General features: G+C 38.7%; 17 protein-coding genes. 4 read left to right on the top strand and 13 right to left on the bottom strand.

Annotated elements, in window-relative coordinates; translation table 11 throughout:
• Window positions 1-376: 376 nt before the first annotated feature.
• The 5 genes from ESZ36_RS22630 to ESZ36_RS22105 all read right to left on the bottom strand — a co-directional run bounded on the left by ESZ36_RS22630 (window position 377) and on the right by ESZ36_RS22105 (window position 4,495).
• Window positions 377-538 carry a hypothetical protein gene (locus ESZ36_RS22630; RefSeq protein ID WP_170235923.1) on the bottom strand — a complete coding sequence of 54 codons (162 nt, stop codon included), beginning with the start codon at window positions 536-538 and terminating at the stop codon, window positions 377-379.
• Window positions 539-652: 114 nt separating this feature from the next.
• Window positions 653-1,681, bottom strand: a complete 1,029-nt coding sequence (locus tag ESZ36_RS22120; protein ID WP_146791929.1) for an extracellular solute-binding protein — start codon at window positions 1,679-1,681, stop codon at window positions 653-655.
• Window positions 1,682-1,743: 62 nt separating this feature from the next.
• Window positions 1,744-2,553, bottom strand: coding sequence for an ABC transporter permease (locus ESZ36_RS22115; RefSeq protein ID WP_146791927.1), 810 nt, complete (start codon window positions 2,551-2,553; stop codon window positions 1,744-1,746).
• Window positions 2,550-3,428, bottom strand: coding sequence for an ABC transporter permease (locus tag ESZ36_RS22110; protein WP_146791925.1), 879 nt, complete (start codon window positions 3,426-3,428; stop codon window positions 2,550-2,552). The genes ESZ36_RS22115 and ESZ36_RS22110 overlap by 4 nt, the downstream gene beginning before the upstream one ends.
• Window positions 3,425-4,495 (bottom strand): ABC transporter ATP-binding protein, encoded by a 1,071-nt coding sequence (locus ESZ36_RS22105; protein ID WP_146791923.1) that lies wholly within the window; start codon window positions 4,493-4,495, stop codon window positions 3,425-3,427. The genes ESZ36_RS22110 and ESZ36_RS22105 overlap by 4 nt, the downstream gene beginning before the upstream one ends.
• A 792-nt stretch (window positions 4,496-5,287) precedes the next feature.
• Between ESZ36_RS22105 and ESZ36_RS22625 the strand changes: the two genes are divergently transcribed.
• Window positions 5,288-5,443 carry a hypothetical protein gene (locus ESZ36_RS22625; protein WP_170235922.1) on the top strand — a complete coding sequence of 52 codons (156 nt, stop codon included), beginning with the start codon at window positions 5,288-5,290 and terminating at the stop codon, window positions 5,441-5,443.
• Window positions 5,444-5,790: 347 nt separating this feature from the next.
• Here ESZ36_RS22625 and ESZ36_RS22095 read toward each other — a convergent pair whose 3' ends face one another.
• Window positions 5,791-7,227, bottom strand: coding sequence for an APC family permease (locus ESZ36_RS22095; protein ID WP_146791922.1), 1,437 nt, complete (start codon window positions 7,225-7,227; stop codon window positions 5,791-5,793).
• A gap of 139 nt (window positions 7,228-7,366) precedes the next feature.
• Window positions 7,367-8,062 (bottom strand): TorF family putative porin, encoded by a 696-nt coding sequence (locus ESZ36_RS22090; protein WP_146791920.1) that lies wholly within the window; start codon window positions 8,060-8,062, stop codon window positions 7,367-7,369.
• A 635-nt stretch (window positions 8,063-8,697) separates the two neighbouring features.
• On the opposite strand from ESZ36_RS22090, the gene ESZ36_RS22085 reads away from it, so the two are divergent.
• Complete coding sequence (locus ESZ36_RS22085) at window positions 8,698-9,294, top strand: GNAT family N-acetyltransferase (protein WP_146791918.1); 597 nt, start codon at window positions 8,698-8,700, stop codon at window positions 9,292-9,294.
• Window positions 9,295-9,399: 105 nt separating this feature from the next.
• Here the strand turns inward: ESZ36_RS22085 and ESZ36_RS22080 are convergent, their stop codons facing one another.
• From ESZ36_RS22080 to ESZ36_RS22060, 5 genes are read right to left on the bottom strand one after another with little or no spacing between them, the layout of a single operon-like run.
• Window positions 9,400-10,605 carry an MFS transporter gene (locus tag ESZ36_RS22080; RefSeq protein ID WP_146791916.1) on the bottom strand — a complete coding sequence of 402 codons (1,206 nt, stop codon included), beginning with the start codon at window positions 10,603-10,605 and terminating at the stop codon, window positions 9,400-9,402.
• A 22-nt stretch (window positions 10,606-10,627) separates the two neighbouring features.
• Window positions 10,628-11,806 (bottom strand): acetylornithine deacetylase, encoded by a 1,179-nt coding sequence (argE, locus tag ESZ36_RS22075; RefSeq protein WP_146791914.1) that lies wholly within the window; start codon window positions 11,804-11,806, stop codon window positions 10,628-10,630.
• Window positions 11,806-12,486, bottom strand: coding sequence for a DUF1028 domain-containing protein (locus tag ESZ36_RS22070; RefSeq protein ID WP_146791912.1), 681 nt, complete (start codon window positions 12,484-12,486; stop codon window positions 11,806-11,808). Before ESZ36_RS22070 ends, argE begins: the two co-directional genes overlap by 1 nt.
• A 43-nt stretch (window positions 12,487-12,529) precedes the next feature.
• Window positions 12,530-12,940, bottom strand: a complete 411-nt coding sequence (locus tag ESZ36_RS22065; RefSeq protein WP_146791910.1) for a RidA family protein — start codon at window positions 12,938-12,940, stop codon at window positions 12,530-12,532.
• Window positions 12,940-14,469 (bottom strand): 4-hydroxyphenylacetate 3-hydroxylase family protein, encoded by a 1,530-nt coding sequence (locus ESZ36_RS22060; protein ID WP_146791908.1) that lies wholly within the window; start codon window positions 14,467-14,469, stop codon window positions 12,940-12,942. Before ESZ36_RS22060 ends, ESZ36_RS22065 begins: the two co-directional genes overlap by 1 nt.
• A gap of 583 nt (window positions 14,470-15,052) precedes the next feature.
• On the opposite strand from ESZ36_RS22060, the gene ESZ36_RS22690 reads away from it, so the two are divergent.
• Together ESZ36_RS22690 and ESZ36_RS22685 are read left to right on the top strand one after the other, a co-directional pair.
• Complete coding sequence (locus ESZ36_RS22690; RefSeq protein ID WP_211357846.1) at window positions 15,053-15,730, top strand: flavin-containing monooxygenase; 678 nt, start codon at window positions 15,053-15,055, stop codon at window positions 15,728-15,730.
• A 102-nt stretch (window positions 15,731-15,832) separates the two neighbouring features.
• Complete coding sequence (locus tag ESZ36_RS22685) at window positions 15,833-16,312, top strand: hypothetical protein (protein ID WP_211357845.1); 480 nt, start codon at window positions 15,833-15,835, stop codon at window positions 16,310-16,312.
• A gap of 200 nt (window positions 16,313-16,512) precedes the next feature.
• Here ESZ36_RS22685 and ESZ36_RS22050 read toward each other — a convergent pair whose 3' ends face one another.
• The gene (locus ESZ36_RS22050) at window positions 16,513-17,859 is read right to left on the bottom strand and encodes a DUF3422 family protein (RefSeq protein WP_246129214.1); all 1,347 of its coding nucleotides are present in this window, start codon (window positions 17,857-17,859) and stop codon (window positions 16,513-16,515) included.
• Between the last annotated feature and the right edge of the window lie 92 nt (window positions 17,860-17,951).

Genomic DNA, 17,951 nt, shown 5'->3' with positions numbered 1-17,951 from the left:
GCCAACAAGGTGAAAGGTTGATTTCCCAATATCAATTCCAAGAATGTTAATAGTAGACATGATGATTCTCCTCATTTAATAATCTCCCTAAGTGTAGCTTAGGGGAGGCGGACCATCTTATTAGCGCCTTAGCTTTCTAAGGCGGAAAGGGGCACAAAACGCCACAGAAATCATGTTCACTTTGTGCGCAGAGTTATAAGGTGTCATCACATTATTTTCATGGCTGTAGCGCATTTTTAGTTAAAATTACTATTGTTTCTAGAGCTCGTTACTATTTTTTTGAGTAGTTCATGAGCTACTATAGGCATATGTAAACAAAAAAAGAGACGCGGTTCATTATATTAATCTCGTTTAAGTTTTTATTATTATAGGTAAATTAATTGTATCCAAGTACGTAGTTACTGGTATCATAATCAAAGTTATCCACGTTATTTTCTTGATTAATATCAAATTGAAACTCTTGTGATGGTTGCATTTTAATGTTTTTTTTGTTCAATTCTAATACTACTGTTTGTTCTTTATCGTTTGTTATAGTCATAATAGTTTCACTTGTTAAAATAAATAAATAAATTGTTTGTTCAATTCCTAATAGCCAAGAAAATATATAATTGAATGAATCACCTTGGCTATTTACAATGGCCTATTTTTTAATTTATTGTAATAATTGGGTCCATACTTTATCCACTAATTTTTGTGCTGAAGGTGAACAAGCGCGGGTAAATTTAATGAAAGCTGTCGGGAATATTTCAGGTGAATTTTCCTTTTTATGTATTGCTTTACTCTCATCAATGGCTACGGCTGAGGAGTGTGCATAATAATTGTACTCAATTGTGGCATTGTCTTTTTCACTCATCCAGTTAATGAACGTTTTAGCATTATCTGAATTACGTGAGTTCTTTGGTACTACCATAGAGTCCAACCAACCCACTAAGCCTTCTTTAGGTTGTGCGTATTCAATCGGTGCATTGTTATTTTTACGTGCACGCATTGAATCGCCATCCCACCAATTGTGCATTACAACCTCTCCGCTGGAGATGCGTGAGCTGATGTTATCTGAGCTGTAAACAGCCACATACTCTTTCTGTTTTTTTAACAGCTGATACACTTTTTTCATATCAGTTCTCTTTTCAGTACAAAAATCTATGCCTAAGTACAGTTGAGCGGCAGGTATTATTTCATCTGGAGTGCTAAATACAGCGATATTTCCTGCTGCGGCACCGGTAGGTTCAAAAAATTCTTTCCAGGAATTTGCAGGGCCTTCATATTTATCTCGATTAACGGTATAGCCCGCGGTACCGTAAACAAAGGGAATAGAATACTCTGAACTTTTATCCCACCACTTATTTTTCCACTTATCATCAACCTGTTTGAATGCAGCCATATTTTTGGCATCAATGTTTTTCAATAAACCTTCTTGAATCATTATTTTAACGAAATGTTGGCTAGGGAAAACAACATCATAATCACTGCTGCCAGATTTTAATTTTGCCAGTAAATATTCATTTGAAGTATAGCTGTCTAAAGTAATTTCGATGCCAGTTTCTTTTTGAAAGTTCTCGATCAATACTGGATCTATTGATTCTGCCCAGGTGTAAACATTAAGCTGATTATTCTCAGCTTTTGCTCCTGTCGAAAGAGAAATACTCAAAGCTAATAAACTAATTTTTGTAATATATTTCATAGATTTAATCCTTTTGTTTTAACTAATTATTTAGGTTTTCTAATTATACGTAACTACTTTACTTATCTGCTCCGTTTTGCAATTAACCAACAAGGAGTGGCTATCAGTAAAGATGCCACCATGATGAGTGTCGATATAGCATTGAGTTCCGGCGATACTCCCTGCTTTACCAATGAAAAAATATAGACAGGTAATGTTGTCGCTCCACCGCCAGAAACAATATTACTGGTGATGAAATCATCCATCGAAATAACAAAGCTGAGCATTGAACCAGCAAAGATACCGGGGGCAATCAAGGGGAGAGTAATACGGCGAAAAGTTACCAAAGGGGTTGCATATAAATCTTGGGCTGCTTGCTCTAAATTGTTATCCATTCCCTGCAATCTGGCCCGTATAGGTAAAAAAGCAAAGGGAATACAAAAGGCGCTATGCGCTAAGATCAGTTTTAACATACCGCTTTGAATACCCAGTTGAGAAAACAAAATTAAAATGGCTACCGCAAAAACTATCTCAGGCAGCATCAAAGGTAGATTGACGACCCCTTGCGATAATTTAGCATGTTTTACGTTCTGGCCTCGCTCTAGTACGAGTGCAGCGGAGACTGCTATCACAGTTGCAACCAAAGTGGCGAATAACGCCACGGTCAATGAGACTCGCAACGAATTGAGCAACCCTTCATTTTGCAGCGCACTGGCGTACCACTGCCACGAGAACCCTTGCCATACTGATACAATACGATTGCTGTTGAATGAATAGGCAATGATCACCAGTATTGGCAAATAAAGAAAAGTAAAAAAGAGTACACCCACAGCACCAAAACCTGGATAGTGTTTAGCGTCTCGGTTGGGCTTAAACATAGCTAAAATATTCATGATAACTCTCTCAATTTACTTGTTCGGTGCGCTTGAAACATTAAAAACAATAAGACAATACACAGTAGTAATACCGTTAAGCTGGCACCGAAAGACCAGTTTCTCGCTACGCCAAATTGGTTTTGAATCAGATTACCTAACATCATTGTCTTACCACCACCGAGTAGCATTGGTTCAAGTACTGTGCCTAGACAAGGCACTAGCACTAAGATAAATCCAGCGACAATGCCAGGTTTGCACAGTGGCAGAATAATGCTTCTTAGGGTGTTCATCCGGCAGCTATAAAGGTCACTCGCGGCCTCAATCAAACGGGTATCTAACTTTTCGATGCTGGCATAGATTGGCAAAATCATCAGCGGGATATAGGTGTATACCATCCCCACCATCATGGCAGCGTTGTTGTAGAGTAAACTGTCGATATCACCAATTAGACCAAAGAAACGCAGGCCGCTTTCCAGTACGCCATCATTACTCAAAATGAGTACACAAGCGTATACACGCACTACCATGCTGACCCAAAATGGCAAGGTGACCAAATAGAGCAAAAAAGTTTTCATGTTGTTGCTCTGGCGTGAAATATAGTAGGCAACAGGAAAACTAACTAACAGGCAGATCACGGCTGTTGCACCAGAGAGAAATAACGTTCTAGCGATAATTTTAAGATACTGAAAATTCAGTACTAAATTATCATCCCAATCAGCTGTATAAAAAATTTGACTGTATGATTGCAATGAGAATATTGCTTTGTATCCGCCATAGGCGTCAGAAGTCATGAATGAAACATAAAAAATGATTAATAGCGGTAACACCATCAATAGTGACATAACTAGGTAGGCAGGGAGTAGGCCCCAAAAGTTCCAACTTAGCTTTTTCATTGGCTTAACACCCTTACAGATGCTTTACTAAAGCCAATGTCTACTTGTTGACCAAGGTTATATTCAGTATCGTTACTAATAGTATTACGTTTAGAAATTCGTAATTCTGTGGCATTCTCAGTGCGTACTTTATAGTGGGTATAACCACCCATATAGGTTCTGTGTACTATCTTGCCTTGTAAATTTACCTCTAATCCTGGGGTGTTGATTGAAATCTTTTCAGGACGCAAGGACATCGTAGCTTCTTGTCCTTGACTAAAGCCCTTATTAGGTACATTTAACTCAATGCCCAGAGGGTTTGTAACTGATACCGTTGCATTGTCATGACTGTTAATAGTGACAGGCATAAAATTGGTTTCGCCAATAAAATCTGCAACAAACTTATTATTCGGATTTTCGTAAATTTCATTAGGGCTGCTTATTTGCTGAACAGTGCCTTCAGCTAGCACACAGATTCTGTCCGACATCGCCAACGCTTCTTCCTGATCGTGGGTGACGAAAATAAAAGTAATTCCTGTATCACGTTGTAGTTGTTGCAATTCATCGCGCATTGATTGGCGTAACTTTAAATCCAGAGCTGATAAGGGTTCATCTAAAAGTAGTACTTCTGGCTTAGGTGCAAGGGCACGAGCCAATGCTATTCGCTGTTGTTGTCCACCGGAAAGTGCTGAAGGCATACGCGATGCAAATGGTCGCATGTGAACTAACTCAAGCATTTCATCTACCCGAGCTGCGATCTTTTCTTTACTCCAGTTAAGCATCTGCAAACCGAAGCCAATATTTTGCGCTAAAGTCATATGTGGAAATAGTGCGTAATTTTGGAACACCGTATTAACACGACGTTGGTGGGCCGGCAGCGATTGAATATCTGTGCCGTGCAGTTTAATTACACCGCCACTTGGTATCTCAAAACCAGCAATCATTCTTAATAAGGTTGTTTTACCGCAACCACTAGGGCCGAGTAAGGTGAAAAATTCATTGTCTTGTATGTCAAAAGAGATATCTTTTATCGCGCGGTAATCGCCGTAAAATTTACTGACATTTTTTATACTTATAGCGTGATTCATAGATTATATTTCCTGTGGTTTACTTGAAAAAGTGATGCTAGCTTTGTTTTAAACCTTAAGCTGTTCACTTTTAATACATAAATACATTATGATTCCATCTGGTATTAGTAAAATATTAATTTATATGTTTTGGTATAAGAAAAATGTATGCAGAAAATAATACGCTCTCAAGTAAGTACTATTGAACTACTCCCAGGTTGGACGTAATAGGTATACGCCGAAAGAAAAATTACCTACGGCTATACTCTTTGATTCAAATCATAATGGCTTAATAAAAAGTAATAGAAGAGAATCCAGACACATATAATTTGGCTCAGATAGGGGGAGGTAGGTCAGTGTTAATTTATTTAGAAACGCAGAATTACTTGCGGTTTGTCGCCTGGTACGCCTAAGGTATCGCATTAGTTGGTAAGCCTGCATTTTCGGATGATAATTACTCCTCCATTCAGTCAACTCTGCTATGGGGGGTCTAGTGCCAATCAACAGGTATGTCGATTTATTTTGAAATTTTACTAGTAAATACAATGGAATATATTTTATATCGAATGCGATGTCTTTGGTGTGATGTTCCAGAAATATTTGGTGATCGGAGAGCCATCTATAGACGCTTTAATTTATGGTCAAATAAAGCTGCTTTAATGAGACTATTCAGTCATTAATATATGAGTCTAATCTAGAGTGGGAGTTTATTGATGGTAGTATTGTGAAAGCACATCAGCACAATACTGACGCTAGAACTGAGGATAATGAAGACATAGATAGAGTGTTGCAAGTAACACAACTAAAGTTCATATGGCGGTAGATAGTTATGGTTTATCAATTGAATTTGACATAACAGGTGATGAAATACACGACAGTAAAATAGCACCAGAGGTTGTAGATAAGTGGCTAAGTTCAAGTTATATTGTTACGGTTAGAGGCTATGAAATTGAAGCCTTTAGGAAGTAAGTACACGATAAAAATCGTTATTAAAATTAGCCCAAAAAGAAGAATCCCAAGGTAAGTAATGATGGTATTGATTGGTGTTTATATAATTACCGACATATTAGTTGAGAATGTTTTTGTTCGACTTAAGCTGTACCGAAGTATAGCGACAGGTATAATTAAAAAGAAACTATGAAAGTACACTCGCATTGGTATGCAATATGGTATGGCTGCCAATAGGAGTGTTAGAACTGTTAACTTGAAAAATCAACCGACTCTAATGATACTGAGTCGGATGATATCCTAATTGGAAAAGTAGGTAATAGTCGAATCCTTACTGATTATTACCTGTGTTCCTATGTGGACAGATATTAATCCTTAAGAGCATCTTCTATGCTTTCAGGCTCAAATAGGTTCTTTTTCATATAGAACTTAACCCAGAGCGCCGCAATGATTGAAACCAAACCAAGTACCGCTCCTGCTGTAACGAAAATCTGTTGGGTCATTTCCGGAGACGGTGAAACGTTATAGGCTGCGTAACCCATACCAATAATACCGAGGATCTGTGGTAGAGGATAAAAGGGGGTTTTGAAGGGACGATTTGCGTCGGGTATCCGATTTCTCAGCACGATAACATCGATGTGGCTAATGATATAAGCCAGCAACCAGCAAGCAGATGCAGCGAGTAGTAGAATCAAAACGGTATCAGGTTTGTCGCCCAAGACGACCATAGGGGCACCGATGATGACAGCCATGAATAAGATAGCGAAGGCTGGGGTATTAAAGCGCTTATCCAAACGCTTAAAAATTGGAAACGCCTGTTTATTTTGAGCCATCCCGTATAACATCCGTGGTACTGAAGCTAGGGTGGTATTTACTGTACTGCAGGTAGCGGTGATAGCAACGATGGCTAAAATTTCCAGTCCAGAATCACCAAAAACGGCAACGGCATAATCCAGATGAGGGAGTGACGAGCTGGCCATCTGATCAAGTGGCAGGTAGAAGAAAGCACCGATACAAAACAGTAAATAGACACCAAGAATAGTAAATAGCCCATAGAACATGGATTTAGGGATGTTTTTTTCAGGATTTTTGGTTTCTTCAACGAGTGGGCAAACGAACTCGGCACCGACAAATAGCCAGATAGCCAAGGCGATCAGAGAGAAGACCTCAGTACCTATAGGATTCCAATCAGAGAATAAGTCGAGGTTGGTCAGTTGCGGTTCGTTAGTGCCTAAGATGGCAGCAGCCCCAAGTACGGAGATTGATACAACCATGGTAAAAGCAAGCACTGTCTGTAGCTTGGCGAAGATGTCTACACCGACTATATTGAGTACGGCGAATATTCCAAGAATGAGCAAGCCTAACGCCATTGGCGACAAGAAATTAGGGAATATTTCTGACAGGATCAGTCCTATCAACTGAAGTTCTGCCGCTACTGCAAACATGGCGACCACGACATATCCTGAAAATGTAGCAACAATTGCCGGGAATTGCCCAATGGCTACTTGGGTGTATGTACTAAGGGTGCCTGCACGTGGCATCATTAAGGAAAGTTCAGCAAAACTGAAGGCTGCGAACAGGGCCAGTATAAAGGCTATTGCCATGGCGATAAAAAAGCCAATACCTGCAATACCTAGACCTTGCAATGCTAAAACCATTACCCCTTGAGTGACTACTAAACCGATAGCTACGGATAGCAATGAACGGAGGCCTAGAACGCGTTTAAGATGGCCTGTTCCGCCAGAGCCGTTGTCGAGGGCAGAAGTGCCTTCGGCTGTTGCTTGTATTTGCGTTGTTGTATTCATTTTGTTTTCCTTATTGTATTATAGTTATTCAATGTCAAAGCAGTCCCTTGCTCAGTATGTCTTTTCAATTAGAAGTCAACTAACCCAGTAAAAGCTGGGATAGTTGCCTCTATCGCTCAAAGTTGATCAACAATGTCATTTAGAACGATCGAGAAGCACTCAGAAGAACCATATCGTCGTTGCGGAATGCACCAGTAGAAACTTCATCGGCCTTAGTATCCATCGAGTTCATTAAGTAGGCAATAGACACATCTATGCCTGCAAAACTTGAAGAAAGCCCAATTGAATAATCCTGATAATCATTGAAATCTCGTATCCCGTCCCAATAATCGCCAAAAGCGTAACCAGCATGAAGATCAAAATTAATAGTTTCAGTGATAGGTAAACTATAGTCTAAGGAGGCGTAGTGAGCAGATTCTGAAGAGTTTACATAATCATTTGAAACAGCATACAGAAACGAGATGTTTTTATAATGAAGACCGAAATCGATTTCAAGAAAGTCAATATTACCTGTGTTATAGCCAGGGTATTGAAAATAGAAGAGCGTTGCGTCATAACTCAATTCTTCAGTAATACTTCCGGCATAACCGGCGTAATAATCAACTTCTAGATTGGCTTCATCCCCAAAGTCGACATTACTCCCCCAAACGCCGGCATATATACCATTTTCAAATGAGACGTCGAGGCTCCCTTGAACAGCAGCATCACCTGCCGTTTGAGAGATGCCACGAAACCGATAATCGTTAGTGAATGAGACCGAACCAGAAACTTCGGCAGCAATTGTGTTAATGCTAAAAGCACTAATCAAGGAAGTGAACAGAGCTATTTTTATCATGTTATATTACTCTTTTATTATGAATATAAAGCGTCCTTAATTACCTATCGGTGTAATAAGAAATCTAGACGCACAACCTGCTTAGCAGTCATACCAACCTACCCTCGGAAGAGTAATAGATAAAATAGTTTTAAAGGGTTTTTTAGATAGAAAATAGTTATGCATAGGTAATACGCAGGCTCACGACTATTATTCTACAACACTATGTTTGATATTCTTAAAGGAAAAATGTCGATGAAACCTATTCTCAAGTTACGGATGGGTACTAAATTAGTCTATATTCCATTTCATTGTATTTTTGTAATGGTGAATCAATTCACCACGTTATTGTCGTTTGATTTCAGCAATAATACAGGGTATTTTTAAATTAGCGCAGAATAGCGGTGTTTGCTTATCTTTATATTTTGCCCAGCCAAAAAAAATTGTTTAAAAGGATTTGGCTTTTGTATGAATAAAACACATACATAAGGCAATAAAATGTTATTGGTAGTTTTAGCCTGAGAAGATTAACTTAGTTATTATTTTTTACCTTGTAGATATGAAATAAAAAACAATAAAATCAATGGGAGGTAATTGTTTTTAAATATAAATAACGAGCATGCGTAGTTTACAATCAACAATTAAAAGAGAATACAATGATCGATTTATTTAGACAAAATATTATAGTTGAGAATAGGCGCGTAAGGCTTGTACCTTTTACTCATGAAAGTAGTGCAGGGCTTGTCGATATTGTATATGACGAAGAAACGTGGCTGCACATGCCTAATAATATTAAGAATAGAAAAGACTTTGAAAATTATGTAAATGAAACTGTATCAGAACGTGAAAAGGATATTTCTTATCCATTTATTGTTATTGATAAAGCTTCAGGAAAAATTGCAGGCAGTACACGCCTTGCTCTATTCGATTATGATGTAATGTCTCTTGAAGTTGGTTGGACATGGTTCTGCTCAGAATTTAGAGGGACTGGCCTAAATAAAGCATGTAAACATGCGCTTTTAAATTATCTTTTTAGTGAATTAGAATTTGAGCGCATTAGCTTTTGTGTTGAATCATCCAATACCCGCTCAAGAAAAGCCGTTTTAAAACTTGGGGCAACCGAGGAAGGTACTATGCGAAAGTGTTTTCGTCACGAGGATGGTAATTTGTATGACTATGTTATGTTTAGTCTTTTGAAAGATGAATGGCCTAAAATTAACAGGGAAACATTCTCTGAATTCAATATATTTTAATTTTTCACTATTAGCACTTCTTAGGTGTAACTTTACTAAAGCGTGATAACTTGCTCGGTTATCACGCTTTATTTTAATACGTCACTCTTCATGTTTATTTGGTTACTATTTATCAAATCTGTTGATTGGAGTTACTGATTGAATATTGAAATTAGTACTATGCCCAGGTTTAATTTTATAGAAAATGACTCGATAAAAGCAAAATAGGCTTATCAACAAGCATAAAGTTGCAAGCGTTAAATAAAAACCGGCTAAACCAAAGATATCCATAATAAAGGAAACAAAGATGGGACCAAGTGTTGCACCTAACCCTTTAATAATTAACAAACCACCACTAGCAGACATTACTTGGGATTCATTGAGAAAGTCGTTTGCTAAAGCATTAAATAATGAATAAAGTGTCAGACTTAGCCCCCCGAATACGAAAGCTAGCATGACTAAAAGGGAGTAATCTTTTACAGTCATCTGCATACTAATTATAGCCACTATTGCTGCAGATAAGGCCACAATAGCAGTCACAACTCGCCTATCTGTTATATCTGATAATTTACCCAGTGGCCATTGTAGTAACACACCACCCATCAAAATAGCAGCAATATAATAGGAAATTTCAACAACAGACAACCCTAGTTTACTAGCAAATACTGCCCCCATACCTAACGTAATGGCGTTAACCATACCGGTAATGAATATGCCAACAGTCCCAGCGGGTGTCAGTTTAAAAAGCTGCATTAAACTGATTGATTGATATTCTGTTATTTTAGGTGCAGTGATACTACTCATTAATATAGGAATTGCAGCAATACTGACAATAACGGAAATCAACGAGTATAATACAAATGACTGTGGTTCACTCACCGACAACATGAGTTGGCCGCCAGCCATGCCTAAGTTAATAATCATCATATAAATGGAGATTAAACTTCCTCGGTTTTGGTTATTAGTCGATTGATTTAACCAACTTTCAGAGACTACCCAAATACCTGAGACCGCAAGACCGGTTAAAAACCTCAGTGTTATCCACGAGATAACGTGAATATTTAACGAGTGCAATAAAATAGTAATAGAGAGTAACGCTGTTAATGCAGCGAAAACTCGAACATGCCCAACACGGTTGATTGCTTTAATGGTGTTAGCTGAGCCCACCATAAAACCAAAAAAATATGCCGACATAATAAAGCCAATTTGCTGGTTAGTAAAACCTTCAATCGATGCTCTTATCCCTAATAATGAGTTTTGAGAGCCTACTGCAATGCCAATTAAACCGACACCAAAGAGTAAGCTCCAGATTGAGCGCAAATTAACTTTCATTATATTTCTAATACACTTATTATTATGATGGCGATAGTGCTGTGATCAGTTTATCCATAAAACTCTCCATAGCGAGTACCTGTGCAACCTCAATAAATTCATTAGGTTTATGTGCTTGCTCAATGCTGCCAGGGCCACAAACCACTGTTGGTATATGTAGAGCATTGGTAAATAATCCGCCTTCAGTACCAAAGGTGATTTTTTTCAGACCTTTAACTTCCGTTAGCGTTTGCACAAACTCAACGACTTCTTTCTCTTCTTCTGTAAACATGCCTGGATAACCAGAAAGCGGTGACATTTCAATGCTACAGTTAACATCAACTGCTTTCATTTTTGGTTCAAGTACGTTTTTAGCATAAGCCATTACTTTATCGAGTAAGGGTTGTGGGTCTTGTCCAGGAATATTACGTATTTCAAAATCAAACTGGCAATGCTTAGGAACAATATTTAACGCTACGCCACCTTCGACTTTTCCGGTATGTAACGTAGTGTAGGTTACATCAAAGCCTTCTTCAAAAGGTCCATTTTCTGCTAACCCACATCCTAACTCTCGAATGAAAATTATTAGATCTGCGGCAAAATCAATGGCGTTAACACCTAAATGCGGCAAACTAGAGTGTGCTTCTAAACCATTAACTGTTATACGTTGTGCCAATTTACCTTTATGTGCATTAACGACTTGCAAGCTTGTAGGTTCACCAACAATGCACATCGCTGGTTTTATTGGCATGCCTGACATCATTTCTACTAAGCGTCTAGCACCAACACAACCAATTTCCTCATCATAAGAAAATGCTAAATGTACCGGGGTTTCAAGTTTTGCCGCAATCATTTCAGGAAGATAACTTAAAACAATCGCAATAAAGCCTTTCATATCGCATGTACCGCGACCAAATAACATACCGTCTTTCTGCGTTACGCAAAATGGATCGGTATCCCAAGCTTGGCCAGTAACAGGTACAACGTCAGTATGGCCTGAAAGCATCACCCCTGATTTATCTTGTGGGCCGATAGTTGCGTATAGGTTAGCTTTGGTTTTTTCTTTATTAAAAGCTAACTGTGAGCTGATACCGTATTCACTTAAATAATCCTGTATATACTCAATCAGGTCTAAGTTTGACTTGTAGCTGGTAGTATCAAAACTAATTAATTTTTCTATTAACGCCAAACTTTTTGGCGTTTGAAGTTGTGTAGTGTTCATTAGAGATCTCCAGGAACGCCGTAAGATTCTGATTCAGCAGGATCCACAGCACGGGTAATATAAGCTTGCATCTGTGGATGATACACATTCCATGTATCGCGTAGTTTGCTAATAGCTTGGTCAGGTTCATCTTCCCAATCAACTCGTAAGTCAATTACTGGCCAGTTTGCATTAGCCGCTACTTTTATGCCTGCTGAATGTATAGGCCCGGCTTCACCGCCAGCGGCTAAGCCCGCTTCAAGTGCGGCAAGTAACCGCTCAGGAAATTCAGCTTGAGTCTGTTCAAAAGCAGATATCATCGCTTGTGGTATTGCTGTGCTTTCCAGCATATTACCCATAGCGGCACAGTTTGTTCCCTCAGCAGTAGCGTGTATGCCCAGTGACTCATCACCAGAGAATACTGCTGTTTTACCATCAAGGTTAACTAAACCCAATTGACGCCACTGGATGTTAGGAGTGTCTGCAACAATTTTTGCCATCAATTCTTTAGGACTCAAGCCTGATTTGGCCATTGTTAACATCTGTGGGCCTAGATCAGGATCGGTTATGTTCTGGCTTTGCGCTGCGCCCACACCTGCAGCTACAAATGAACATCTGCTAGCAACGCAAATACTTGAAGAGGTTACCACTGTACCGACACGTTTAGTGGTTGGACAAACGGCTATAAGTGAAAATGTCATGACATTATTTCCTTCAATTTAAGTGAATATTTAGTCATCTGGGTTATTCAGGAATAACTGCAATAACGTCAATTTCCATCAACCACTCAGGTTGAGCTAAACCTGAAATAACCAAACCTGTTGAAATAGGATAAACACCTTTAAACCATTTTCCGACTTCTTGGTAAACCGGCTCACGATAACGTGGATCGGTAATATAGGTAGTGGTTTTAACGACATGACTTAACTCGGAACCAGCTTCTTCAAGTAATTGTTTAACATTTTTCATTGCTTGCTTAGCTTGTTCACCAGGGTCACCAAGACCTACTAAATTACCATTGAAATCTGTTCCGATTTGACCTCGAACATAGACAGTGTTACCTGCTTTAACTGCTTGACAAAGATCATTATCTAAACTTTGATTTGGGTATGTTTCTTTAGTATTAAACATACGAATTCTTTCATGTGTAATCATTATATTTTCCTATTTAAGTTATCAGCAGTGGTGCCTAAGAAAGCCCCATGTCCGCCAGCTATATTTGTTTTCTTTAGTTTGTTTGATTGAAGTGATTCGCTTAAGCCAGCGGCTTGACAGACAAGGTCTACAGGTCCGTCAAAATCAAAATGATGATATACCGATGCTAAATGGGCAAAACGCGGTGATTGAGCGAATTCTTGAAACGTTAAGCGATGACCTGCGTAATCGGAATTACATAAATCACGAGAATAGGCGAGTAATTTACGTCGATCTTCAGCAGACCATTGATCATTCAGGCTATAAAACTTATCTAGCCATGGCTTAACTTCTTTATGATTAAAGGTGTCAAAACTTGGAGTTAAACATACCTGTCCACCACCTAATTCACGGGCAATATTAATCATTTCATAAAGTTGAGAACAAGCAAAAACTCGACCAGCATAAAGCAATGATTGATTTGGCATGGTTAAACCTCCAGGGCTTTCTTCAGCCATCGCAATTGACGATATCAAATGGGCGTCAATACCCTCTCGATAACAGGCCAATTTGGCTAAACGTTCTTGTACTGCGGGTTGATTGTCGGTACCCGTTTGTTGAACATTAAGTATTGATGCACCAATTAATAATTCAGCGACTTTCAAGTTACGCTGTATATAAGCAAAGGCTGAGTAGCGATGTAGAGTTGAGCGGATAAACATTGCTGCTTTAGTGTTACGATAAAAAAGGACGTTTTCCCACGGGATTTCAACATCATTAAAAACAACCAACGCTTCAACTTCATCAAATTTTGTTGCAATTGGATAATCCATAGGATTTTTACCGGCAAAACCATCTCGGCAAATAATTTTGATACCTGCAGAGCTTAAATCGCAAATAAAGCCGACGGCATAATCTGAAAATTTCGTATCGGCTGCCCAGTTAGCTATTGTAGGCTTGGTAAAAGCTTGGTTTGCATAAGCCGCAGCCGTTTCAAATTTAGCACCTCGTACAATAATACCTCGATCCGTTTCTCGCACCACATGTAATAACATGTCAGGATCTTGTGCTTGTGGGGTTTTAGAACGATCACCTTTTGGGTCGGTATTAGCAGTCACGTTGAAAGGGTCATTAATGACAATATTATCGATATGATTTTTGATGTTATCTGCAAATTCGGGATTTACTTCATTTAAAGCAATTTGCGCATCATACAATGACCACATTTCGCCAGCAGTTTCATCACCAACACGGGTAACAACACCACCAATTTTATTCATCATCATTTCAGTAGCGTTTTTCTTATCCCACCAGTCTTGTTGGCTTCGAGGTAACTTTAAAGCTATTGCACACTCTTCATTATTATCTGCTTTATAGGTCATCACATCTTTTGTTGAAGCGCTATGCTGCATATCATAAATTTGCGCTCTAACATCTACAATCGGTTTAAAAGCAGGATGAGTGGCAACATCTTTAACCTTATCACCTTCGATATAAACTTCACGGCCATCTTTAATCGATTCACGGTACTCTTCACCAGTTCTAATCATGTTTGTGTTCCCGTTTAACCTTGTGACTGCTCTTTATTAATTAAGTTGAATTTTTATGGCATATCGATATTTTATAGCTATTTAAAAATAAATAAAATTTTTAAAATGTATTGATAAGATAAGTTTTATCTATACAGAACCAAGCTGAAAATGCCTTTATATCATAGCTAATTTGTTGGGACGTTTTTGACAACCAATCTGAAAATTGATGATTTGAAATATTTTATTGATGTCGATATTGGATAAGTTTTTTTTATTTAATCATTAAATTAATAATATTTTACCAATGCAGTTTTTCTTAATATGCTTCATTGGCAATCTGAAAAGGGCGATAGAAAGCCTTTCAAAAACTTGATAAGTCAGGCGGAAGATTGCAAGCCAGACAGAACATTTCGGCACCATTACCGAACGTAATATTGCTAGGTAGATAGGGTGTGAATGTAATGATGTTAAAATCCTAAAGTAACCTAATAAGTCATTTAGTTTTACTTCCAATTAGCATCTGGCTCAACAGTCCACTCAATGTGGAAAACATCTTGGCTTAACCATCAGCCCCTGATAAAGAAATAATAAGGAAACAAAAATGACAATTGAAAAAATAGATACGCTTGTTATAGGTGCTGGTCAGGCCGGTGTGGCAATGAGTGAACATTTGAGCAAGCAGGATGTACCACATCTTGTACTAGAACGTAACCGTATTGCTGAGCAGTGGCGCACAGGTCGTTGGGATTCATTAGTAGCCAATGGGCCAGCTTGGCACGATCGTTTTCCAGGTTTGGAGTTTGAAGAACATGATCCAGACTCTTTTGTACCGAAAGAAAAAATTGCGGATTATCTCGTCGATTACGCCAAAAAGTTTGATGCCCCTATCCGTACTGGTATAGAGGTTAAAAATGTAGAGCGTAATACTAACTGTCAAGGTTTTATCATTGAAACTTCTCAAGGCACTATAGAAGCTAAGCGCGTTGTTTCTGCAACAGGACCTTTCCAAGTACCTGTTATTCCACCTATCGCTAAAAATGAAAAAATCACCCAAATTCATTCAGCAGACTATCGTAACCCTGACCAGTTAGAAGACGGTGCAGTATTAGTCGTTGGTGCTGGCTCGTCAGGTGTACAGATTGCTGATGAACTTCAGCGCTCAGGTCGAAAAGTATTCTTATCGGCTGGGCCACATGATCGTCCACCACGTTCATACCGTAACCGCGACTTCTGTTGGTGGTTAGGTGTATTAGGTGAGTGGGATCGTGAGTCTCTATAACCAGGAACAGAGCATGTTACTATCGCGGTAACGGGGGCTCATGGTGGTAACGGTACCGTTGATTTTCGTGCACTTGCACATCAAGGGATCACACTACTTGGTATGACCAAAGAGTTTAATAATGGCAAAGTGACATTCCAAAAAGATCTTAATACGAATGTTGAACGCGGCAATAAAAACTACATGGATTTTCTAGATTCGGCTGATGCCTACGTAGAGCGTAATGGTCTTGATCTTCCTGAAGAGCCTTCAGCTCGCGATGTGTTGGCAGACCCTGAGTGTATGACCAACCCTATTCTTGAGCTTGATCTGACTGAAGCTGGTATTACCTCAATTGTGTGGGCAACGGGCTTCGCGTTAGATTACAGTTGGTTAAATGTTAATGCATTTGATGAAAATGGTAAACCAGCACATCAACGTGGTATTTCAACTGAACCAGGTGTTTATTTCGTCGGTCAAGCATGGCTGTCACGTCGTGGCTCTGCCTTTATTTGGGGGGTATGGCACGACGCGAAACATATTGCCGGACATATCAGTACGCAACGTACATACTCTGCTTATAGAGACGCTTCACAACGTTAATAAGAACATAAGTAAGTAACAACAAAAAGGGTAGACCAAATGGTCTACCCTTTTTTATAGCAATAAAACTTACACCTTCTGGAAGCTCCCTCTTGCAATGATAAAATACGGCAATGTCTCAAGCACACTTTGAATTTCAACATCAGGTTTACAGCGAGTTTTACTAATCTGTATCGTCATTTATATCTGAGTAATCTGAATTACTTTAATTCTTTCATTAAGCGCCTATGAACTAAGCGTGTGACAACAAAAACAATACCAATAACAATAGGTACCGCAAAGCCACTCACTAGTTCATGGTTATAGTCAATACCCAGTGTTGGTAAAGACGTTAACATGGTTTCAAATAATTGCATGCCGTAATAACTTATCGCGGCAACAGATAAGCCTTCGACGGTTTGTTGCAAACGCATTTGCACATGTGCACGGTGGTTCATTGACTTTAATAAGGTTTGATTTTGCTCTTGTAAAACCATATCAACGCGTGTGCGCAATAAATCACTAGCGCGGGTGACCCTTCTAGAAATATCTTCTAAGTGGTTAGAAGCCGTTTGGCAGGTTTTAACAGCAGGTGTAATTCTACGCATTAAGAATTCTTGCAAGGTTATATATCCCGGAATTTCTTCTTCTTTCAATTCTTCCATCCGTTGTAATGCTACATCGTAATAGGCATTAGTAGCAGAGAAGCGGTAAGTACTTTGACTACGATAGTCTTCCACTTTCGCTGCTATTTTAGATACTTGTGTAAGTAGCTCCCTATCGCTTTTATCAGTACCTAAAGCTATATAGGTGGTAACTTGTTGCAGTTGTAAATCTAATTGATTAAGTTCACTATTAATGACTCTAGCTAGTGGTAAACCCAATGTTGCCATCAACCGGTATGTATCAAGCTGTAATAATTGTTGTGTTAATCGTCCTAGCTGCGCAGCTGATAAATCTTGTTGGTATATCAGAAAACGACCAAAACCATCGTTATGTAATTTAAATGAGCTCCATACTTTCGCCTGTGAATTTACGGGAGCGCTGGCTATCAATGACATATTGTCAAAAAACTGTTCAACTTTGTGCGTTATTTTTTTATCAATATTTTCAGGTTCAATAATCAAATGCACTGCAGCAATGACTTGACCTGGCATTTTTTCGAGCCAATTACTGGGAACATAATCGATAGCATTTTTAATAAAAGGTTGATCCGTTAACGGAGCCTGATGAATAAAAGTATAAGTTGAATACTCTAAATGACGCTCCCAACGAAGGCTGAATAAACCAAAATCCTGATAAAAACACGGCATTGATTTCGCTGGCGAATTTACTTGAAACTTATTACATAACAGTGAAATAAAGTCATGCTCTTCTTGCTTTAATTTCCCTTGGTGTTGAATTGCTATATGTGTAAGTTGAGCCGGGGAAGATATTGATGGAAAAGGTCTATTGTGCAATTCGTTATAAAGCTTCTCACGTAACGGGTGAGTAGCTATTTTGCTCAATAAAGATGAAGGTAGTACATCATTTTCAGACAACTCATTAGATATTAATTTAGTTAACAAGGTACAACTCTCCATTCTATTTATATTTTTGTTTTATTTGATATGTCTGATTTTTTCACAGGCTACGTGCGTTATGAAATTATTAGTCAATT

Source organism: Colwellia demingiae, assembly GCF_007954275.1.
In the GTDB taxonomy this organism is placed as follows: domain Bacteria; phylum Pseudomonadota; class Gammaproteobacteria; order Enterobacterales; family Alteromonadaceae; genus Colwellia; species Colwellia demingiae.
The sequence above is the reverse complement of the archived record's forward strand: the minus strand, read 5'-3'. Positions and strand labels throughout refer to the sequence as shown.